The sequence below is a fragment of the Pseudomonas agarici genome (assembly GCF_001543125.1).
GTDB lineage: Bacteria > Pseudomonadota > Gammaproteobacteria > Pseudomonadales > Pseudomonadaceae > Aquipseudomonas > Aquipseudomonas agarici.
In genome coordinates this window covers 199,608-221,192 of sequence record NZ_CP014135.1, presented here as the reverse complement: position 1 = coordinate 221,192, position 21,585 = coordinate 199,608, and the positions used below count along the sequence as shown (strand labels likewise).

The window sequence follows — 21,585 nt, the reverse complement described above, 5'->3', positions numbered from 1 at the left end:
GATGCTGATGCTGATGCGGACGCCGATGCGGATGCGGATGCGGATGCGGATGCCGATGCCGATGCCGACGCCGACCTAGAAGCCTTCGACGACCTCGCCACCGGCGAAGTGACGATCAAACCCGTCACCTCGAACACCAACCTGGCCGATATGCGCGTGTTCACTCTGCTGGGGGTCGGCGGGATCATCCTCGGCGATCACACCAAGGTGCAGGAGTTCGGTGTAGCCGAAGGTTCCACCGGCACGCTGAACCTGCAGTTTGCCCAAGCGGATCTTGTCTCACTGTTGGGTGGTGGTTTCACTGCGATTCTGGAAGTGAGCGACGGTGCCGGTGGCTGGTTGCCGGTTCAACAAGGCAGCAACGGTTCGGGCCTGCTCGATCTGTTGGGGCTGTTCGGCCAAAGCTCCAGCGCCAAGATCGAAGGGCTGGAAGCCGGGCAATATCGTTTCACCCTCAAGCTTGACCCTAACCTAGTGAGTGTTGGTGCGGGTGCGACGGCCACGTTGAGCGTCACCAACGACAGCCTGACTGACTTCACCGGCGAAGCGGGTGCGCAAATCTCCGGCAACGTCATCACCGATCCAGGCGTTGGCGGTCAACCGGATGTACCAGGCAATGGCGGGCCGGTGAAGGTGCAAGTCGAAGTCGGCGGCGAGTTCGTCGATGCCGATGCCACCGTTGGTACGGTGCTGCAAGGCCAATATGGTCAGCTGACGATCTTTGCCAACGGCGACTACAAGTACACCCCGAATGGCGATGTCGCCAACATCGGCAAGGTGGATGCTTTCGAGTATCACCTGGTCAATGGCGCAGGCGGCTCGGCGTCGGCCACCTTGTATGTGCGCATCGACAGCCCAAGTGTGGACGTGACGTGGAACAACGCCGATCCATCGGCGCCAGGGGTGATCAATACGGTTGCCAACGATGACCTGGGCTCCGCGCAGATCGAGATCGTCAACCTGGTGACCGAGACGACGGCACCGTCCCTGACCTACAACCTGCCGGCGCTGGGTACCGGCACGGGTACAGGGCAAGTCATCGTCGTGGCGGCAGATTCCACAGCCGTGTTGAAAATCGATGTCAGCGCCACCGGCATTACGCTGTTGCCGACCACCACCGTGAACTTGCAGAAGCTGATTGGCGGTACGTGGACCACGGTGCAGACCACGACTGAGGCGACGCATACGTTTACCGGGCTGGATGCCGGTTCGTATCGTGTCACCGGTTCGACCGGCTCGGTGTTGTCGCTGAGTGCGATCACGATTGCACAGCAACTGACCACCACCGCCCTCACGCAGTTTGTGGCGGGGGACATGGCCAATGCCACTGGTGATCTGTTGGCGAACAGCCTGTCCGGGCCGGATGTGCTGGGTTCGCCGCTGACGGTGTTGAGTGTGCTGGTTAACGGGGTCTATGTGATTCCTGGGCAGACTGGGGCGAAAGTCGAGGGTGAGCACGGTACGTTGACGGTGTTTGCCGACGGCAAATACGTCTACACCCCGCATGCCGGCCTGACGCTGGATGAGATTGGCCAGGTGGACAAGTTCACCTACAAGCTCACCACGCCAACCGGGCAGTCAGACACCGCCGACCTGTACATCCGCATCGACTCGCCAGACCGCGACCTGGTCTGGGACGACGCCAACCCGGGTGTGCCGGCCACTGAGGGCGCAGGTTTTGCCGCCGCTCACAGTGCGGTGGACGCAGCGGCGGATGACGGCGCCAACGTTGGGGCTGACCACCACGATGCCGTGGTGGCCGATGACACCGACTTCACTCATGTCGAGTCTGGCGTGGGTGCGAACGGGTTGCTGTGGGAGGGTGGCGATGCGGCCATCAACCTCACCGACCTGATCGGCAAAGTCAGCGGTGTGCACAGCATCGACCTCAATGACGTCAGCGCAGTTGACCTAACCCTGAGCCTGGAGGACCTGGTGTCCATTAGCGGGCCTGAGTCGGAGCGCTTGATGATCCAGGGCGACGATCAGGACAGCGTGCACTTGACCGGCGACTGGTCTACCGGAGTGACCCACGTGGAGAACGGTCTTGAGTACGTGATCTACACCAGCCAGGAAGACCAGACCCATCAGCTCTGGGTGCAAAGCGGTATCAACGTGGTGTAACGCCACCCCCAAAGACCGGGCTGAAAAGCCCGGTTCTCATCACCAACGGTAGCGCAGCAACCGCGTGTGGCACATAGGTGCCACACGCGGTTGTTGTCCCCATCCGGTTTGACAACAGTCAGGTGAATTGCAGTGAGGCATCAGAGTTTCGCCACACAACTGTCTGCCGCGGTTCTGGCAGGCGCAATGATCGCGCCAGGGATTGAGCCGGTTATGGCCGCTTCACTTCTGGACGACGAAGAACGCGTCAACATCATCAGCCCCAGCAACCTGGGCACGAATTTACCGGGAGGGCCAACGGGCGTCAGCGCACCGGTGGCACCGCAACGCAACATCCCGAACAACCTCGACCTCACACGCGCCGTTCAGTTGGCGGTGGAATGGCACCCGGCTATCGCCGAGGCGATCGGGCAGCTTTACCAACAAAACGAGAACGTGAACATCGCCCGTTCCGGTTATTACCCACAAGTCAGCGGCGGCTTCAATTCGGGTTACGACAGTGGCCTGAGTGGCAATGGTCAAAGCCGTGCGTTTTCGTTGTCGGCGTCGCAGATGCTCTACGACTTCGGCAAGGTCTCAAGCTCGGTGGACAGCGCTCTGGCGCGGGTCAGCGGCAGCCAGGCAGCCATCTTGCTGTCGATTGACCAAGTGGCTCGCGACACCTCGTTTGCGCTGATTGAGCTGCAACGCTCGCAGCGCCTGGTGACCCTCGCCCGTGAGCAGATCGACGGCATTTCGGCGATTGCCGAGCTGGCCAAAAAACGCAGCGACATGGGCGCCAGCACCCGCTCCGACCTGATCCAGGCGCGCTCGCGGGTGGAAGCTTCGATGGCAACTCAGCAACAGTACCGCGCACAATTCAATCGCTGGCGCAGTGCCTTGAGCAGCCTGCTCGGCGCGCAGTCACCGGTGAGCGTCTCCGGTGCATTTCCTGCCCCGCTGGAGCAGTCCTGCGTGGGGGTGGTGCCCGATGAGGCGGTCACGCCCACGCTGTTGATCGCCCAGGCCCAGCGCGTGGATGCCTTGGCGCTTATCGCGCAGGCGCGTGCCGAAGCGCTGCCGACGGTATCGCTGGACCCGTCCATCACGCGCTACCTGGACAACAACGACAACAGCAACCTGCCCGACGGCCGGGATCGCACCCGCTATGGCGTGTTTCTCAACGTGAAGATGCCGCTGTATCAGGGCGGTGCAATCACGGCGCGTAAATCCGCAGCCCAACAGGCACTGCGTTCCGCCGAGGCAGCCAACGACGCTGCGCGCCTGGCGGTTCGGCAAGGTTTGCTGGAAGCACGGGACCAAATCGGGAGCCTGTCACAACGCCTCTCGACCCTGGATTTTCGTGAACGCAGCATCTCCGAAACCCGCGACCTCTACCGCCAGCAGTACCTCGAACTGGGCACGCGGCCGCTGCTTGACTTGCTTAACGCCGAACAGGAAATCCACCAGGCGCGCATGGACCGGGAAAACACCGCGGCCGATCTGCGTCGCTTGAATATCGATTGCCTGTACAACAACGGAGGGCTGCGCACGGCGTTCCATCTGGACAACAGCACCCTGCAGGGTGTGGAGATTCGGCCATGAATGAAGCTGTGAAACTTGACGATGACCTGAGTGCAACCCAGACGCCTTTCACCGCGCTGCCGGCATTTGATTATGAGGTGTGGCTGGAGGCAATTCTGGGTGTTGCCCGGCATTACCGCTTGGAGTGTTCGGCGCAAAGCGTGCGGCTCGCGGCGCAGTGGACCGAGAGCACATCGGTAGAAGACGTGGTGCGGCGCATGGCGCGCCAGGCCGGCTTGAACTGTGTGATCGCCGACTTTTCTGCGTCGATTTTGATGCAGCGCCAGTTGCCATTGGTGCTGCAATTTGATGACGGCCAGGTCGGCGTGCTGGAAGCCCTTGGTGAAGACGATAGCGTCGGTATCGCCTACAGCGGCGATGGCGGTTTGCAAAGCCGCCTCAGCCGCCGCGAACTGCTGGAGCATGCGTGCAAGGCGGTGATCCTGCGGCCCATGGGCGCAGTGCGCGACACGCGGGTCGATGACTACATCAAGCCGTATCAAAAGAGCTGGTTCAGCAGCATTGTGCTGCGCGACCTGCGGCCCTACGGCTACGTGATGCTCGCCTCACTGGTCACCAGCGTGCTTGGCCTGGCCGGGGTGCTGTTTTCCATGCAGGTGTACGACCGCGTGATCCCGGCCGAATCCATGCCCACCCTGTATGTGCTGTTTGGCGGCGTGATGCTGGCGCTGGTGTTCGACTTCATCATGCGCATTACCCGCGTACGCATCACCGACATGCTTGGCAAGCGCGCGGACCTGCGCGTCTCTGACCTGGTGTTCGGCCACGCCATTCGGTTGCGCAACAGTGCGCGGCCCAAGTCCACCGGGTCGTTTATCTCTCAGCTCAAGGAGCTGGAGCAGCTGCGTGAGCTGATCACCTCCAGCACCGCGACGGCGTTGGCGGATTTGCCGTTTTTCCTGCTGTTCCTAGTGATCTACTGGTTGATCGCCGGGCCGCTGGTGGCGGTGCCGTTGGTGGCGGTGCTGTTTTTGATCGTGCCGGGCTTGTTGGCGCAGAAGAAACTCGCGGCGCTGGCCAGTGAGTCAATGCGTGAAGCGTCGCTGCGCAGCGCCATGTTGGTGGAAACCGTGCAGGGTCTGGACGACATCAAGGCCCTGCAAGCCGAGCAGCGCTTTCAGCAGCAATGGAACCACTACAACGCGACCTGCGGCGACGCCAGTCTGCGCCTGCGCATGCTCACCAACAAATTGGTGGCGTGGAGCAACAATGTGCAGGGCTCGGTGTTTGCCGTGGTGGTGGTGTTCGGCGCGCCGATGGTCATGGACAGCGACATGACCACTGGTAGCCTGGTGGCCGCGTCCATTCTGGCTTCACGGATGATGGCGCCGATGTCGCAGATCACCCAGGTGCTGACCCGTTGGCAGCAGGCCAAGGTGGCGCTGCAAAGCCTGAACCACATCATGGAACTGCCGGTGGATCACGCCGAAGGCAGCAGGCGTGTGCATCTGCCGGTGATCAAAGGGCATTACGTGCTCAACCAAGCGACATTCCAATACGCCGACGATGCGCCAGTGCCGGCCCTGCGCGTGACGGATTTGCAGATCAAGCCGGGTGAGCGTATTGCGATTCTGGGGCGTAACGGCGCGGGCAAATCCACCTTGTTGCAGGCCCTGGCCGGCATGCTCGACTTGAAAGCCGGCAGCATCGGCCTGGATGGCGTCGCCCTCGGGCATATCGATCCGGCGGATGTGCGCCGCGACGTGGGCCTGATGACGCAAAACTCGCGGTTGTTCCACGGCACGCTGCGTGACAACCTGATCATGGGCGCCCCCCATGCGTCGGATGAGGAAATCTTCCAGGTGCTGACCCTGACCGGCGCCGCCGACTTCATCAGCAAATTTGCCGATGGCATGGACCACATGATTCTCGAAGGCGGCCTCGGGCTGTCGGGCGGGCAACGCCAGTCGCTGCTGCTGTCGCGGCTGATCATTCGCCAGCCGCATATCGTGCTGCTCGACGAGCCCACCGCTTCCCTTGATGAAGCCACCGAGCGCCAGTTGATCTACAACCTGGACCGCTGGGCCGCCCATCGCACGCTGATCATCGCCACCCATCGCATGAGTGTGTTGAGCCTGGTGAACCGCATCATCGTGGTCGACAACGGCCAGATCATTGTGGATGACAGCAAGGACAACGCGATTGCCCGGCTTTCCAAACCCAAGGGGAACACCCAGTGAAAACCCGAGAGCCGAAAAGAATTCCCCTGCTCGCCAGCGAAGACGAAAGCGCCGTGCACGCACGCGAGGGTGTCGATGACAACACAGTGCTGCGCTCGACACGCGTGGTGCTGTGGGTGTTGGTCATGCTGATGGCGTTTGGCGTGTGGGCCTACGTGTTTGAAGTGGATGAAGTGTCCACCGGCAGCGGCAAGGTCATTCCCACGTCCCGCGAGCAGATCATTCAGTCGCTGGAAGGCGGTATCGTCACCGAGCTGTATGTGGGCGAGGGCGACATCGTCAAGAACGGTCAAACACTGGCCAAGCTCGATCCGACCAAGACCGAATCCAATTTCGATGAAAGTGCTTCCAAGTACCGGGCGTCGCTGGCCAGCGTGGCGCGCTTGCAGGCAGAAGTGAATGGCAAGTCGCTGGTCTTCCCGGCGGAGCTTGCGCGTTACCCGGCGTTGATCAGTGCTGAAACCGACCTGTTCAATACTCGTCGCAAAGGCCTGGAGGAGTCCCTGGCCGGTGTGCGTTCTTCCTTGGGGCTGGTGCGTAGCGAGCTGGAGATTACCGAGAACCTGGCAAAGGTCGGCGCCGCCAGTAACGTTGAGGTGCTGCGCCTCAAGCGCCAGAAAGCCGAGCTGGAATTGAAGTTGACCCAGGCTCGCTCCGATTACATGGTGCGCGCCGGTGAAGACCTGGCCAAGGCCAACGCAGATGTCGAGACCCTGTCGTCGATCATGCGCGGGCGTTCCGATTCGGTCACCCGCCTGACCCTGCGCTCGCCGGTACGCGGTATCGTCAAGGGCATCGAGGTGACCACCATTGGCGGGATCATCCCGCCCAATGGTCGCCTGATGCAGATCGTGCCGCTGGATGAACAGTTGCTGATCGAGGCGCGCATCTCGCCAAGGGACATCGCCTTCATCCATCCCGACCAAGTGGCCAAGGTTAAGATCACCGCCTATGACTACGCGATTTATGGCGGGATGGACGGCAAGGTGGTGACCATTTCGCCTGACACCATTCAGGACGAGGTCAAGCCGGAGGTTTTCTACTATCGCGTGTTCATCCGCACCGATGCCGACACCTTGAAAAACAAGGCCGGCAAGTCGTTCTCGATTGTGCCGGGGATGATCGCCTCGGTAGACATCAAGACCGGCCAGAAAACTGTGCTCGACTACCTGATCAAACCCATGAACCGCGCGCGCGAGGCGTTGCGCGAGCGCTAGGGGAGGGGGTGGCGATGGGCAAAAAGCTCGGTACCTGGGCGCTGCTCGGGTTGGCCCTGGCTTGTTCGCCGTGGGCACAGGCTTTGGATGACGCTACCACGCCGTTGCGCTGGAGTACGCCCGCCGACCGGGCCAGGTGCACTGAGCCGGACTCGGCGCTGTGGGTCGAGTTCGCACAGGGTACGGCGTGCATTCGTTACTTCGCCGGCGGTGCCCTCAAGCAGGCGCCGGTGGTGATCGTGATGTTTCACGGTGACCGCACGGCTGAAATGCACCGCGCACCCGAGGCGATCAATGGCAACACACAGGCCGCCAAAACCGCCCAGGCGCGGGCGCTGAGCAAACGTGCTAGCGTGCCCGTGGTGATCGTGGCGCGGCCGGGTACTTATGGCTCCAGCGGCGACCACGGGCAACGGCGTCAGGTGCGGGAATTCATGGCCCTCGATGGGGCACTGGATGAGTTGCGCACGCGTTATGGTATCGGGCAGTGGGTCTTGCTCGGCCACAGCGGCGGCGCCACGGCGGCCGCCGCGCTGTTGACCCTGGGCCGTACCGACGTGAAATGCGCGGTGATGACCTCGGGCGCTTTCTCGCTGGTACAGCGTGCCCAGATGATTCGTCAGAGCAAGGGCCTGCCCTCCAAACCAGGTCGCGATACCAATGGGTTGCTGCACCCTTATGACCCTGTCCAGCACGTCGATGGCATTGCCGTAGCACCCTTACGGCAGTTGTTTGTGATCGGCAGCGTGGACGATCAGGTCGCGCCGTTTGTTTTGCAGGAAGGTTTTTATCAGGCCCTGAGGCGTGCCGGGCACCCGGCGCAGTTGATCAAGGCCCAGGGCGTACCGAAGGCCTTTCATCAATTGCGCAACGACATCGGGCTGAAGATCGCCGCCCGTTGCGCGGGCTAGGACAGCGCCGTCTGTTCGTGGGTGGTCAGCCACTCACACAGCTGCGAGAGCCCCGTCCCGCCTGAGCTTTTCACCATCACCCAATCGCCGGACTGAAACCACTGGCCTGATTCTTTCGCCAACGCCTGGGTCAACGCCTTGGCATGCTCGAACCACTGCACCGACAACTCGCCGCGCAACGCAAGATAGAGCTCATGCATCAGCGGACCGCACAGCACCACATGCCGTGGCGTCACCGCACGCAGCGCGTCGGCCAGTTCCAGGTGGTAACGCTGGGCGTCGGCACCGAGTTCGAGCATATCCCCCAGTACCAACACGCGGTGGCGCGGGGCGATGGGCAGATCGGCCATGGAGCGCAGTGCCGCGCCCATGGAGCCGGGGTTGGCGTTGTAGGCGTCGTTGATCAGCTGAAAGTGGCCGTCGGCGCATTTTATCGAAAGGGTATTGCCACGACCTTCCACCGGCATGAAGGCGCCCAGTGCTTGCAACGCGTCTTCGGCTGCAAGCCCAGCCGCAGACAGCGCCGCCAATACCGTCAGGGCATTGAGCACCATGTGCCGACCGCGTGCCTGCAGGCTGAAGCTCAGCAGTTTGCCGGCGCAACGCGCGCGGACGTTCACCTGATTGGCCTCACTGCTGCAATCGAGCAAACGCAGGTCTGCCTCGGTGTGTTCGCCAAAGCTGATTACGTGCAGCCGGGCTGCTTCGGCGGCGGAAGCGAACAGCTCGTAGTACGGCATGTCACGGCTGAGAACCGCGTGCCCACCGGGCGCCATTGAGCGGAAGATCGCACTCTTTTTGCGTGCAAGGTTTTCCAGTGTACCGTGATATTCCAGGTGCGCCGGGGCGATCCCGGTGACCACGGCAATGTGCGGGCGCACCAGCTCGGAGTTGATCGGCATGCGGCCCACGGCCATTTCCAGCACCCAGAACTTTGCCGGGTGAGGCATGCTTGCCAGGTTCCAGGCAATGCCATGGGGCAGGTTGGCGTTGGCCTCGGTTTGCCCCACGCCGCCCCAGTGCTTCAGTGCATGGGCGAGCATCGCGACCACTGTGGTTTTGCCGAAACTGCCGGTTACGCCGAACACCTGCCCGGGGAAGTTTCGCCGGGCGTGGCGACCCATTTGCAACGTGGCGTCGCCGGTATCGGCAACTTGCAATACCGGTAAGCCGCTATCGAGGTACGGCGCGGGGTCCACACACATGACCGCTGACGGGCGGCGTTCGGGGTTGGCCTGGGCCCAGCGTTGCGCCGATTGAGCTTCGTTCGGGCCAATCTTGCTGGGGGGGGGACGGCTGAGTATTCGTTGCGGTTTAAAGAGCTGCATGGACGGCGTCAAACCGGTTGCGCACCAGCCGATCGGCGGCTGGCGGGCCCAGGTACCCAGGGTCACCTGGGCCAGTGTGTGGGCGTTCCAGGTTCGGTCCGGCAGGTTTTCATGCTCGACCGCATCTACCTGGGGCGCCCCCTCCAGCAGGTAACGGTGATAGGCAATCAGCCCGGAAAGGTAGTGCTCCACATCGTCGATGCGCACCCTGAACGCATGGTGACGGATAAAAAAGGCCCCGGCGATGCGTGCCGGGTTGGCGAAATACATCGCCAGTTCCGGCCAGAAATAACCATTGAGCAGGTAGCGGGCGCGATGGTGCAAGGCGCGGTAGAACGCATGCAAGTCGATGTCGTTGAGCAAGTGGCGCAGCTCGGGTTGCTCGGCGATGCGCGCCAGCATCTGCTGCGCGGCCATCATCAACTCCAGCAATGTCGGGAAGGTGGTGATGCGCCGTTGTACGAAGTCCAGATAACCGGCAACGTTGTTCAGGCCAAAGCGAACGTATTTTTCGTCGGGGCGGTAGCGGGTCAACTCGTTCACGCAGTAGCTGAGCCAATGATCATGCTCGCGCCAATGTTCTTTCTCGATAAAGTAGTCGAAGGCTTTTTCGACTATCGCCAGCCAGCGTTCGTTGCCGGTCAGCCCATAGAGGCGCATCAGGCCGAAAGCGGCTTCGCCGTCGTAATAAATGATGCGAAACGGCGCTTTGATGCTCAGGTCCTTGGCGTGCAGTACATGCACAAAAGCCCCGCTTTCAGCGTCCTGCATCCAGGCTATGCCGTTGGCGAGCGCTTCGAGCAGCGGCAGGTGGTGGCGCGTGCCGGTGACCTCGCAGTACTTGACCAGTGCCAGCAGGCACACCGCATTGCCGCCCAGTTTGATCTCATCGCCGGTGTCGGTGAGGAAGGCCGCCACGCTGCCACCCGGCAGCAAGTAGGGCTTGATCAGCACGTTAGTGAGGTGCTCCAGCGAGCGCTCGATAGCCTCTTTCAAGTGTTGATCACTGGTCAGCGCCCAGGCCTCGATCATTGAGTAGGTGGTGCTGGCGTGACGCAGGGTGTTGTAGGTGTTGATCGCCCGGTCGAAGCACGGGAAGTAGCCGTAGATGAACTGTCCGCTGTCTTGTACTTGTGTGCTCAGGTACCTGGATGCACTGTCAATGCAGGCCCGCACTGAGTCTGGGGTAAGGGCTCCCAGTGTGCGCCAGCCGGTTTCCAGCCCGTTGCCATTCAGTGTATGGGCCTCGCCATCTTCGGCGCAGAATACGCCTGTGGTGTTGAAAACGAATACACAGGTTTCCGGCGTCAGGCCGGCGAGGATGTCAGCAGCGTGGGTTCCAGCAAACCGGCGCCGGGCGTAAGCGGCGAAATTCTTCGGGTTCAAGGTAGCGTGGGCAATGTCGCTGCCGCCATACAGGATGGCGTTGGCGTTCAGTTCCTGTTCGGTCATTGCCACTCGCAGATCACTGTCCAAGGCGATGCCTTGCCTGAAGTAATTGCGCTTGTGGCGTTTGAGGCTTTCGTTGAGTTTAGCCCAGGTGATTGGCATCACGTTGAACGCACGTTCGACACGAATCCACGAACGTTCGGGGTTATGCGTTCCCTGAGAAACGCCTTGGTCGTATCGTCGTTGCAGTTCGTGAGCTCCCGCTTGCCAAGCCTTTTCGAAGCTGTCAGCTGTAATATGAAAAACCTGTGCACGTTGTGTTGTGTCAGTGATTGAAAAGAATAAAGTGCAGGATTGTGAGGCGTCGGAAGAGACAGTAAATTCACTAGGGTTTTTTTTTAAAAGCGCATGACAAGCGAGTAATTGTTGTTTCACAGGATTGAATCTCCATGAGTCAAATACTTGGCGAGGGCGGTTATATATTGAGGTGATGGGCGCGTATCAATCAAGTTCAGGTCCGGCCGCCGGCCAAGTTATTTGTGATAAAGGCAACAAGTCCATTCGTATATCAAGAATACAGTGAAGAATCTTCCCGGTCCGGTTCTTGTACAGGAGAAGCGATTTTACTTTCATATTGTCGAAGGTGATCGCGAATAAGCTTGCGAATGACCTGGGAAATAGTAAGGTCAACTTCCTCAGAAAGGGACTCCAGCCGCCGCTTGGTTGGGTAGTCGATGAGGATGGTCAGGCGCGTTGTTTTATCAGGCATTTTATTGATCCTTTTACAAAAAAAGCGCGGTCTCAACTGCCGCGTGCAGTGCGTAATAAGCAAATGATAGAGTTTTAGAGAGATCCAACATATTTATAATTAGATGCGATGGAAGTCTAATACAAGTCGCTGTTTTTTTCATGGGAATTCGATAGAAATTTCCATAATGTTAAACTCGACACCCTTCGCGAGTGTTCTTGTTATCACGCGATTGTAACAATGTGAGAGTCAAATATTAACAGGGTTTCCAGAAAGTTATGTTAGATAATAAAATTTGTCAAAAGTCAATACTTTCTATAGCTAAAGTAGTATGTGTCGACGACAACTTTTTAGGTGTTTTTCTGTGTAAGGTTGTGGGTTTCTCAAGAAATTGATCGTCAAAGAAAAATGTTGTTACAAAATATCAATTGCTTGTTTTTGAGTATTGGGGTTGGGATGATTTTTAAATTGTTAACGTGAGCATGCGGAGAGTTCGAAAAATTTGTGTTGTTCCGCCCGAGGGCAATGTGCTGTGGATTAGATGCGGGGGCATGAAAGCAAAATGGGCTGAACGAGCCCCATGAAAGCAGGACACCGTTCCCCCTCAAGATAAGGAATAGGCAAAAACGTAATATTTGCGCATTGTCTTGGTCACGGCTCACCGCCCCTCATCCTCGCCTCAACCACAAAGATATTTCCAGCCCAAGTGAGTCGGTGCCATGCCTTAAGAGTAGGCTTGAAGCCAAAACTCAACGGCAAAAATTGGCTAGACCTATCCTAAGCAATAAGATTTAAAGGCTAGCTCTGAGGTTCGAGGGCGAAAGCCTTCTCTCGGAGACACTCGAAAGAGAAGCCCATCATCCGATGGGCTTTTTTTGCGTCTAAATAATCCACTAAAGATAGGGCGTCGAGGAAAGGCGATTCAGTTGTATCTGAGGGCACTGGGGCGACTTCTAAGTTTGTAAACATCTCGTTGAATGTCGATTATTTATTTCCAATTTTAGAAACATAAATTTTCCAAGGGCACTACTTTTTCTCGTCTAATAAGGTTTGTTTACATAATTTGGTAAGCATAACGGCAGAATCCTGCCGGGTGATCGTGGTGGGCATGGTGGGTGCCGCCGGCCAGGTGACAGGCCAGGCCGTGCTCCAGGGCCTGCTCGGCGTCCAGCAGCGAGCCACCGACCGCGCGCACGGTGCGCTGGGCCAGGGCTGGGCTCCTGGGCAGGCCTAGGCGGCGCTGGTCTTCGCGGGACAACTCCCCAGCCAGGTAGCGCTCGATATAGCCACGGTCATGGGCCAGGGCGAGGATATCCACGGGACAGATCTGCGAGCGCAGCAGCTCCGCGTCGCGGGTCAGGCCGCTGTTCACCAGGTGATCGCGCAGCAGGCGGAACTTGTCCATGGGGAAGCGATGTTCCGCCGGAAACTTGGGGCTGTAGTCATCGTGGTAGATCAAAGGCAACGGCATGGCGAATTCGTGTGGGAAATGAGCGAAGGATCTTATCAGCGCGATACACTGACGAGCAGGGAAACAGCTTTGCGAGGAATCCTGAGGGGGATTGATGGAGCCGATACTGGAACTTGAGAGCGCGCGCCTGCTGCTGCGCCAGTGGCGCGATGATGACCTGGCGGAATTTGCCCGGATGTGCGCCGATCCTCAAGTGATGCGATATTTCCCGGTCGCCCTGAGTCGCCTGGAGAGTGCCGCGCTGATCGGGCGGATTCGCGGGCATTTCGCCGAGCATGGTTTCGGCCTGTGGGCCTTGGAGCGTAAGGACAATGGTGCCTTTATCGGCTTGACCGGGCTGGCTCACGTGAACTTCGAGGCGGCCTTCACTCCGGCGGTGGAAATGGGCTGGCGCCTGGCTCGCGAACACTGGGGGCTGGGCTACGCCAGCGAGGCCGCGTGGACTTCCTTGCGCTGCGGTTTCGAGCGGCTGGCGCTGGAGGAGGTGGTGGCCTTTACCACGGAGCCCAATACCCCTTCGCAAAAAGTCATGCAGGCCATCGGCATGCAGTACGACCCCGCGGCGGATTTCGAACATCCGAAGCTGGCCGGCGACCATCCGCTGCGCAAGCACGTGCTGTACCGCATCAGCCGCGACCAGTGGCTGGAAACCCTGCACGGATAACCCCTTGAGGTTGGCCGATCCGCTGCACCGCCGAGGAGGGCAAACGGAGTATCATTCAAGGCCTGTGGCGAGTTGTTCAAGGCTCTGCCACCACAAGCACGGATGGCTTGATGTTGCCTTTAAGTGAACCGTGTCGCCCTGTGTGAGGAGCGTTTGAATGAGCCAAGTACTGGAAAATCTGGTCGACTTGCTGACCCTGGAGCCCATCGAGGAAAACCTCTTTCGCGGGCGCAGCCAGGACCTGGGTTTTCGCCAGTTGTTTGGCGGCCAGGTGTTGGGCCAGTCGCTGTCGGCGGCGAGCCAAACCGTCGAGGCGGCTCGCCATGTGCATTCTCTGCATGGTTATTTCCTACGGCCTGGGGATGCCGGTTTGCCGGTCGTGTATTCGGTTGACCGCGTGCGCGATGGCGGTAGCTTCAGTACCCGCCGGGTGACGGCGATCCAGAAGGGCCAGCCGATTTTTACCTGCAGTGCCTCGTTCCAGTACGACGAACAGGGCTTCGAGCACCAGAGCAGCATGCCGCAAGTGGCGGGGCCGGAGAACTTGCCTTCGGAGCTGGAAATGATCCGCCAACGCGCCCACCTGATCCCCGAACACATACGTGACAAGTTGCTGTGCCCCAAGCCGATCGAAGTGCGCCCGGTGACTGAGAAAGACCCCTACAACCCACAGCCCTCGGATCCGATCAAGTACGTCTGGTTCCGCGCCGACGGTACGCTGGCCGACTCACCGGCGCTGCACAAGTACCTGCTGGCCTATGCGTCCGACTTCGATCTGCTGACCACCTCGTTGCTGCCCCATGGCAAGTCGGTGTGGCAGAAGGATATGCAGGTGGCCAGCCTCGACCATGCTCTGTGGTTCCATGCCGAGCTGCGTGCCGATGACTGGCTGCTGTATGCGATGGACAGCCCCTGGGCCGGTAACTCCCGTGGTTTTTCCCGGGGCAGCGTGTACAACCGGGCTGGCGTGCTGGTGGCATCGGTCACCCAGGAAGGTCTGATCCGCCATCGCAAGGATTGGTCATGAGTCTGTCCGAGGTTCGTCACTGGGTATTCGACATGGATGGCACCTTGACCATTGCCGTGCATGATTTTGCCGCCATTCGCGCGGCGCTGTCGATTCCGCCGCAAGACGACATCCTGATGCACCTGGCGGCGTTACCGAGCGACGAAGCGGCGGCCAAGCAGGCCTGGTTGCTGGCGCATGAGCGAGATCTGGCCTTGGGCTCGCAGGCGGCGATCGGTGCGGTGGAGTTGGTGCGCGAGTTGGCCGGGCGGGGTTATCGCCTGGGTATTCTGACGCGCAATGCCCGCGAGCTGGCGCATGTAACGCTAAAGGCCATCGGCCTGGCCGACTGTTTTGCCGAGGCGGATGTGCTGGGGCGCGATGACGCGCCGCCCAAGCCTCATCCGGGTGGTTTGTTGAAATTGGCCGCAGCCTGGGGCGTTACGCCCGCCGAGATGGTGATGGTTGGTGATTACCGCTTTGACCTGGATTGCGCAAGGGCGGCGGGAGCACGGACCGTATTGGTTAATCTGCCGGATAACCCGTGGCCGGAGCTGACGGATTGGCATGCCGAGGATTGCCTGGCGTTGCGGCAATTGCTGTCGGCTTGAGGTCCCCCGTGGCGACGTCGGTACGCCGTCGCCGTTATGCCCAATGCCGGGCGGTTCGATCACCGCGCAACAACGAGCCAAAGCGTGTTTTTGTTGGTTCACAGGCTCTTGGCGGCGAAGGTATCGCATTGGTTGAGTTGCCCTTGGGCGAAGCCGGTCTTGAACCAGCGCACCCGTTGAGCAGAGGTGCCGTGAGTGAAGGAGTCCGGCACTACACGCCCCTGGCCCTGCTGCTGGAGGCGATCGTCACCGATGGCATTGGCGGCCTTCAAGGCTGCTTCGATATCGCCGGGTTCCAGCCAGTTCAGGCGCTTTTGCGCGTGCCAGGCCCAGACACCGGCCAGGCAGTCGGCCTGTAGTTCCTGGCGTACCAGCAGGCCGCTGTCGCCCGCCATTTTGCGTCCTTGTTGGCGAGCGGCTTGCATTTTGGCGGAAACCCCAAGCAGGGTCTGCACGTGATGACCGACTTCATGCGCGATCACGTAGGAGCGGGCAAAGTCCCCGGCGGCCTGGAAGCGTTGGGACATTTCGCGGAAGAAATCCAGGTCCAGGTAGACCCGTCGGTCCGCCGGGCAATAGAACGGTCCGGTGGCCGAAGAGGCCAGGCCACAGGCGGAGCTGACTCGACCGCGGAACAGCAGCAGTATCGGCTCTTGGTATTGGCGTCCGGCCTGCTGGAAGATCTGGCCCCAGGTGTCTTCGGTATCACCGAGAATGGCCCGGACGAAGTCCGCCTGCTCGTCGTTGATCGGCGGTGACTGTCGGGTTTGCGGGCTGATGGGCGCCGATTGCTGTTCGGTCAATTGCCCGCTGAGCTGTCCGAGAATCTGCATCGGGTCCTGGCCGGTGAGCAAGCCAATGCCCACGATCAGCACCACGGCGGTCAGGCTCAAGCCCTTGCCGCCGAAGCGCGATCCGCCACCGCCGGCATTGTTGTCGTCACGAGCATCCACCACGTTGTCGCTGCGCCGTCCTTTTTTCCAAAGCATGTGGGAATCCTCTGTTTGTGGTGCAGATGAGTGTTGTTGCTGGGCGTACTAGCCGCCAGTCCGGTCGTCTGACCATGAAAATAGAAGTCGGCCTGGGGATTTGGTTCAGGGGCCGCCGCTGGTAACGAATATAGGACACAATTGTGCTTGTCCCGATCCACACTGGAGCCGCCATCTCGTGAATATCGACACCCGTATCAAATTTCGTCACCTCGTGTGTTTTCTCGAAATGGCTCGCCAGAGCAGTCTGGCGCGGGCCGCGGATATCTTGGCAGTGAGCCAGCCGGCGATGTCGAAGACCCTCAAGGAGCTGGAGGCCCTGCTGGAGAGCCGTTTGTTCGTGCGCGGTAAAAGCGGCATCAGTCTGACCGAGGCTGGGGTAGCCTTCCTGCGTTACGCCGGGCCTTCGGTACAGACCCTGCGTGAAGGAGTGCGGGCCTTGCGCGAGGGCGAGTACGCCGCGGGTGTGGTGCGACTCGGGGTGTTGTCGACCGTGGAAAGCCTGTTGATGCCGGAGGTGGTGCGGCGGTTGCACGAACGGCATCCGGCGTTGGTGGTCAGCGTAGTGACTGGGCCGAGTGCCTATCTGCTCTCGCAGTTGCGGGTCGGCGATGTCGATCTGGTGGTCGGTCGCATGACCGACAGCCCGGAGATCCAGGGGCTGACCTTCGAGCACCTGTACAGCGAATCCATGACCCTGGTGGCGCGGCCCGATCATCCGTTGTTGAACGCTTCGCTGGACCACAGTGCCGTGGAGAACTTCCCCCTTGTCCTGCCCCTGGCGGGTACCACCATCCGCAAGTTTGCCGACAGTCTGTTCGTGCAGTGCGGTATCCGCCCGTCGCGCCAGCGCCTGGAAACCCTGTCGGTGGCTTTGAGCCGGCGCTATGTGCTGTCCAGTGAGGCGCTGTGGATCGCGCCGCTGGATGCCGTGCGCCTGGACCTGGCGTGTGGCGAGCTGCGCGAAATCGATCTGGGCCAGCGCGAGCCGGGTGGTTCGGTGGGCATTTCGAGCAATGCCAGCCTGCCGTTGTCATTGGCGGCACAATGGTCGATGGAGATGCTGCGGGAAGTAGGGCAGGCGTACCATAAGGGGCTTTATCCATAACCATTTAGTTATGCCTGAGGCCCGGCTTTTCAATAGCTAATGGGTCTCTATTGGGGCACGCTTTCAGCACGTGATTCATGCCTAATGGCCTCAAAAAAACAACAGGAGATCGACATGTCTGAAGCAGACAACAGTCGTTTTGTTATCCGTGACCGCAATTGGCACCCCAAAGCCTTGACCCCTGATTACAAGACGTCCATTGCCCGCTCGCCACGTCAGGCACTGGTAAGCATCCCGCAATCGGTCAGTGAAAGCACCGGCCCTGACTTTTCCCACCTGAAATTCGGTCATTTTGATAACGACCTGCTGCTCAATTTCAACCATGGCGGCTTGCCGATGGGCGAGCGCATCATTGTTGCTGGCCGGGTCTGCGACCAATATGGCCAGCCGATTCCCCATACCCTGGTGGAAATCTGGCAGGCCAATGCTGGCGGACGTTATCGGCACAAGAATGACCGGTATCTGGCGCCCCTGGACGCGAACTTTGGCGGCGTTGGCCGGACACTGACCGACCGTGATGGTTACTACAGCTTCCGCACCGTCAAGCCTGGACCTTACCCGTGGCGCAATGGTCCGAACGACTGGCGTCCAGCCCATATCCACGTGTCCATTAGCGGCCCGTCAATTGCCACGCGATTGATCACTCAATTGTATTTCGAAGGCGATCCGTTGATCCCGATGTGCCCCATCGTCAAATCGATCGCCCATGTCGAAGCGGTGCAGAGCCTGATTGCCCGGCTCGACATGGGCAACGCCAATCCGATGGATTGCCTGGCGTATCGATTTGACATCGTGCTGCGCGGCCAGCGCAAGACCCACTTCGAAAACTGCTGAGGAGACCGACCATGCCTGTTCAATTGCTCGCCGAAACCCCGTCGCAGACCGCCGGTCCCTACGTGCATATCGGCCTGGCGCTGGCGGCGGCTGGCAACCCGCGCCGCCCGGAGGAAATCTGGAACGAAATGGCCAAGCCCGGTGCCCCCGGCGAACATATCCTGTTGCTCGGCAATGTCTATGACGGTAATGGCCACTTGGTGCGCGACTCCTTTCTGGAGTTCTGGCAGGCCAATCACGAAGGTATCTACGACACGGCCTTCGATGCCGAGAAAGCCTTCAACAGCTTTGGTCGCACAGCGACCACCTTCGATGCGGGAGAGTGGACGCTGGCAACCATCAAGCCTGGGGTGGTGAACAACGCAGCCGGCGTGCCGATGGCGCCGCATATCAATGTCTCGCTGTTTGCCCGAGGGATCAATATCCATCTGCAGACCCGCTTGTACTTTTCCGATGAGGCCGAGGCTAACGCGAAATGCCCGGTGATCAACCTGATCGAGCAACCGCAACGCCGGGAAACCCTGATTGCCCAGCGCTGCGAAGTGAACGGCAAGCGGGCTTACCGTTTTGATATTCGTATCCAGGGCGAAGGCGAGACGGTGTTTTTCGACTTCTGATTATGGTGGGTACCCGCAAGGGTTTCGCGGCTTGTGGCGGCGAAATTGACTAATAGAACTAACCACAGCCACTAGCGCATCCGTGCGGCGCTGGTGGCCTCCTGCGCCATCCGCAGATCTATCCCTTGCAGCCACTGGCCGTAGTATTCCTTCAATGCCTGCTCCCAGCCGATCACTTTCATCCAGCACCTGTTCAGCGTGTTCGCGTGAAAGGGCGAAGTGCTCATGATGGCTGAGCAGGTTGCGGCGGCTGATCTGGGTACCCTCGCGACCAACGGCCATGGCCAGTGCCTGGGCCGGGCCTTCATCGAGGATGGGAAGTACGTCATACATGGGCGAGAGGCGCCATTGGCCTGCGGTCCAGATAATGGCGTGGTTGCGCGGGTGGTCGTCACTGTTGCCCACCAGCGCGTTGTAGCACATGCGCTTGAACAGCTCTTGAAGGTCCTGGTGGATATGCGTCTGGCGAAGTCATCTAGCAGGTAAATTTGTAGACGTCCGACGTGGGTATCCTGACTCTGCGTCGCCCTGCCTGAACCTCAGGAGAGTGGTAATCATCTAGCACAAGCCTTTCGACTGCCGCTGCCTTAAAGGTTTGGATCCCTTGAAATCACTTTTGACAGAGCATGGCACAAAGTTTAGCTTTCCCAATTCTCCCCCGAGCGCAGGAGCGATGAATGCCTTTATGGACAAGGATCCCCAGTTGGCTCGATATCGAGGCTTATGCCGAACGCCTATTTAGTAAGCGTGGCCTAGGGGAACGCGGAAAGGGCATGAATCCTCTCAGCCCACCCAGCTCCATGAATGTACCTAGTATCGATCTGATTTATCGCCGGGTCAGATGTGTCCGCCGAGCGTGTGATTTGGGCGAAAAAGAGGCAGCCAACAGCATCCTGAAGCGCTTTTCTGACCTTGATATTCGAAGCATCCTTGATGAGATGATTAGTGCAGTGGTCGATATGGCCATGATCATTATCGGCAGTGCGTTAACTGGCGCCACGATAGGTGGAGGGATCGGATTACTTGCAGGCGGCATCGGCGCGTTCCCAGGCGCAACAGCAGGAGCCGTGGTCGGAGTGCAGGCGGGAACGTGGATTCTTGGTGTACTGGGGCTGGCCTCGATTGCTGAGTTCTTCACAGAAGGCCTTAAGCCGATAGCTACGGGCTACATTCGTGGGGTTTCCACCGCTTGGAACGGCCCTCGAGAGCGAACCGATAATCCGTTGATTTCCTTTTCCGACGACAGCATGGCAGCACAACAAGGTGCGTGGGATATTGCACGCTCTCATGAGGCCGTAGTGATTCTCCTGCTAAGCGCAATCGTTGCTTATCTGACGCGAGGTCGTGGAAACGCAAGGGTGCTCGCAACCGAAATGCGAGGCAGCGAGCGAGGTGCAAAGCTTGGCCAGTGGATGCTCAAGCACGAAGAAGCATTGAAAAAACATCCTGACCTACAAGCGACAGAGCCTCGCAGAGGCGCACTTGGGCCGCAGGAACCACCACCACCGAACAGCCCATCTGGAAAAGACAAAGAGCCGCCCAAGGGAAAGCCAAATACTATGCCGCGCCATGACGTCGAATGCTTCAAGGCAGACAAGATGCCGGCCTCTAAAGTCGGAGAGTTCGAGCGGCAATTGAAGGGGCAGGAGGACGGGCTGAATCGGCTGACGGTTGATGAGTATTTAGAGAATATTGCTAATCCGGTGAAGCGCAGTCCGGCGGCTGCCAGAACGGCTCGCAAGGATCTGCAAGATCAATTGGAAGAGCGTTTTCAGAATGATTTTCCAGACTTGGATGTACTCGAAGCGGAGGAAGCTGCAATTAAAAAAGCCAAGGAAACGATGGCAAACCTTGCTGGACTGCACAACCCCGATCTGAGTGCTGGTGGCAAGGATATCATCGGCGGTTTCGGTGACCGACAGGTTAACTCCAGCATTGGGCCTCAGTGGAGACCAAAAATTCAAAACCTCAAAGCAGCTGCTGAGAAAGTGCCAGAATCCCTGCGAGGCTCAACTTTCCTTAACGTTAAATTACATAAGTGCTGAAGGAGGCATCCGTGGACAAGGTATTTGCTAGGTTTCTAGAGAAGTTTGGTGGCCCTGTCGATCGCCAGGACGTCCCGATGTCAAGTATCGAGCGCTATAGGGGCAAACTGCCTAATCAGCTTTTGGAATACTGGACTGAGCACGGCTGGTGCGGATACGGTGACGGGATTTTTTGGATAGTGAACCCGCAGGAGTACGAGGGAGTGGTGGCTTCCTGGATTGAGGGGACGGAACTTGAAAAGCGCGACACTTACCACCTGATTGCACGTGGTGCTTTTGGTGACGTATACCTGTGGGGCGAGAAAACGGGATTTTCACTGAAGATAACCAGCATCTTTTCTAGATGCGTAATCCATAATTTTGAACCCGCCCCCGAACAAATGGATCGTAAGCTTCAAGACTTTATCGTGTCTAGAAAAGTGGACTCTAACGATGTAGAAGATTTGTTTAGCCAGGCAAGAAGAAAGCTCGGCACGCTGCGCCATGATGAAATGTATGGCTTTGTTCCAGCGTTAATGCTTGGCGGATCGGCATCTCTTGATCATGTTGAGAAATTAAAAACAGTGGAGCATCTAATCCTGCTGTCCCAGCTCGCAGAGCTTAAGCCATATAGCTTTTAAGGCATGCATGCGGGCATGCCGCCTGAAGTATTTAATCCAGTTGCCATTTATGCGGCAGCAACTGATCGATTTCACTCGCCCGCTGCGTCGTATGCGTCCGGGCATCACCCCTTGCGTGATTAAACCGGCTGCCACTTAT

The 21,585-nt window shown here is 59.1% G+C and carries 16 protein-coding genes and 2 pseudogenes; 13 read left to right on the top strand and 5 right to left on the bottom strand.

Features of this window, described 5'->3' with window-relative positions; all coding sequences use genetic code 11:
- From AWM79_RS00960 to AWM79_RS00940, 5 genes are all read left to right on the top strand, one after another.
- On the top strand, positions 1-2,124 hold a 2,124-nt coding region (locus AWM79_RS00960), incomplete at its 5' end, for a BapA/Bap/LapF family large adhesin (protein ID WP_244159608.1).
- 186 nt (positions 2,125-2,310) lie between these two features.
- Complete coding sequence (locus tag AWM79_RS00955; protein WP_060781945.1) at positions 2,311-3,708, top strand: TolC family outer membrane protein; 1,398 nt, start codon at positions 2,311-2,313, stop codon at positions 3,706-3,708.
- Positions 3,705-5,888, top strand: coding sequence for a type I secretion system permease/ATPase (locus AWM79_RS00950; protein ID WP_017129872.1), 2,184 nt, complete (start codon positions 3,705-3,707; stop codon positions 5,886-5,888). The genes AWM79_RS00955 and AWM79_RS00950 overlap by 4 nt, the downstream gene beginning before the upstream one ends.
- Positions 5,889-5,941: 53 nt before the next feature.
- Positions 5,942-7,105: a beta-barrel domain-containing protein gene (locus AWM79_RS00945; protein ID WP_026012956.1), complete on the top strand. Its 1,164-nt coding sequence runs from the start codon at positions 5,942-5,944 to the stop codon at positions 7,103-7,105.
- A gap of 14 nt (positions 7,106-7,119) precedes the next feature.
- On the top strand, positions 7,120-8,016 hold the full coding sequence (locus tag AWM79_RS00940; protein ID WP_017129870.1) for an alpha/beta hydrolase family protein: 897 nt from the start codon (positions 7,120-7,122) through the stop codon (positions 8,014-8,016).
- Here the strand turns inward: AWM79_RS00940 and AWM79_RS00935 are convergent.
- The 3 genes and pseudogenes from AWM79_RS00935 to AWM79_RS00925 form a co-directional block, all read right to left on the bottom strand.
- On the bottom strand, positions 8,013-10,895 hold the full coding sequence (locus AWM79_RS00935; RefSeq protein WP_244159641.1) for a Mur ligase family protein: 2,883 nt from the start codon (positions 10,893-10,895) through the stop codon (positions 8,013-8,015). The two genes, AWM79_RS00940 and AWM79_RS00935, sit on opposite strands and share 4 nt — an antisense overlap.
- Before the next feature lie 406 nt (positions 10,896-11,301).
- Positions 11,302-11,502 carry a hypothetical protein gene (locus AWM79_RS00930; protein ID WP_060781943.1) on the bottom strand — a complete coding sequence of 67 codons (201 nt, stop codon included), beginning with the start codon at positions 11,500-11,502 and terminating at the stop codon, positions 11,302-11,304.
- A 1,057-nt stretch (positions 11,503-12,559) separates the two neighbouring features.
- Positions 12,560-12,952 (bottom strand): annotated as a pseudogene (locus AWM79_RS00925) (arginase family protein); the annotation flags it as partial.
- Between the two features lie 94 nt (positions 12,953-13,046).
- Here AWM79_RS00925 and AWM79_RS00920 point away from each other — a divergent pair.
- The 3 genes from AWM79_RS00920 to AWM79_RS00910 all read left to right on the top strand — a co-directional run bounded on the left by AWM79_RS00920 (position 13,047) and on the right by AWM79_RS00910 (position 15,233).
- A complete protein-coding gene (locus tag AWM79_RS00920) occupies positions 13,047-13,616 on the top strand; it encodes a GNAT family N-acetyltransferase (protein WP_017129866.1) in 570 nt (189 codons plus the stop codon).
- Between the two features lie 157 nt (positions 13,617-13,773).
- A complete protein-coding gene (tesB, locus tag AWM79_RS00915) occupies positions 13,774-14,643 on the top strand; it encodes an acyl-CoA thioesterase II (RefSeq protein ID WP_017129865.1) in 870 nt (289 codons plus the stop codon).
- Positions 14,640-15,233, top strand: a complete 594-nt coding sequence (locus AWM79_RS00910) for an HAD family hydrolase (RefSeq protein ID WP_017129864.1) — start codon at positions 14,640-14,642, stop codon at positions 15,231-15,233. Before tesB ends, AWM79_RS00910 begins: the two co-directional genes overlap by 4 nt.
- Positions 15,234-15,331: 98 nt before the next feature.
- On the opposite strand, the gene ypfJ is transcribed toward AWM79_RS00910, so the two are convergent.
- Positions 15,332-16,222 carry a KPN_02809 family neutral zinc metallopeptidase gene (gene ypfJ, locus AWM79_RS00905; protein WP_017129863.1) on the bottom strand — a complete coding sequence of 297 codons (891 nt, stop codon included), beginning with the start codon at positions 16,220-16,222 and terminating at the stop codon, positions 15,332-15,334.
- A 178-nt stretch (positions 16,223-16,400) separates the two neighbouring features.
- Between ypfJ and pcaQ the strand changes: the two genes are divergently transcribed.
- From pcaQ to pcaG, 3 genes are all read left to right on the top strand, one after another.
- Positions 16,401-17,330, top strand: coding sequence for a pca operon transcription factor PcaQ (gene pcaQ / locus AWM79_RS00900; protein WP_017129862.1), 930 nt, complete (start codon positions 16,401-16,403; stop codon positions 17,328-17,330).
- 114 nt (positions 17,331-17,444) lie between these two features.
- Complete coding sequence (pcaH, locus tag AWM79_RS00895; protein ID WP_060781942.1) at positions 17,445-18,164, top strand: protocatechuate 3,4-dioxygenase subunit beta; 720 nt, start codon at positions 17,445-17,447, stop codon at positions 18,162-18,164.
- Between the two features lie 11 nt (positions 18,165-18,175).
- On the top strand, positions 18,176-18,781 hold the full coding sequence (pcaG, locus tag AWM79_RS00890) for a protocatechuate 3,4-dioxygenase subunit alpha (protein WP_017129860.1): 606 nt from the start codon (positions 18,176-18,178) through the stop codon (positions 18,779-18,781).
- A gap of 234 nt (positions 18,782-19,015) precedes the next feature.
- Here pcaG and AWM79_RS25480 read toward each other — a convergent pair.
- Positions 19,016-19,204: pseudogene (locus AWM79_RS25480) on the bottom strand (HipA domain-containing protein); the annotation flags it as partial.
- 254 nt (positions 19,205-19,458) lie between these two features.
- On the opposite strand from AWM79_RS25480, the gene AWM79_RS00880 reads away from it, so the two are divergent.
- Both AWM79_RS00880 and AWM79_RS00875 read left to right on the top strand, forming a co-directional pair.
- Positions 19,459-20,826, top strand: coding sequence for a DUF6861 domain-containing protein (locus AWM79_RS00880; protein WP_060781941.1), 1,368 nt, complete (start codon positions 19,459-19,461; stop codon positions 20,824-20,826).
- Positions 20,827-20,837: 11 nt separating this feature from the next.
- The gene (locus AWM79_RS00875) at positions 20,838-21,446 is read left to right on the top strand and encodes a GAD-like domain-containing protein (protein WP_060781940.1); all 609 of its coding nucleotides are present in this window, start codon (positions 20,838-20,840) and stop codon (positions 21,444-21,446) included.
- Positions 21,447-21,585: the final 139 nt, after the last annotated feature.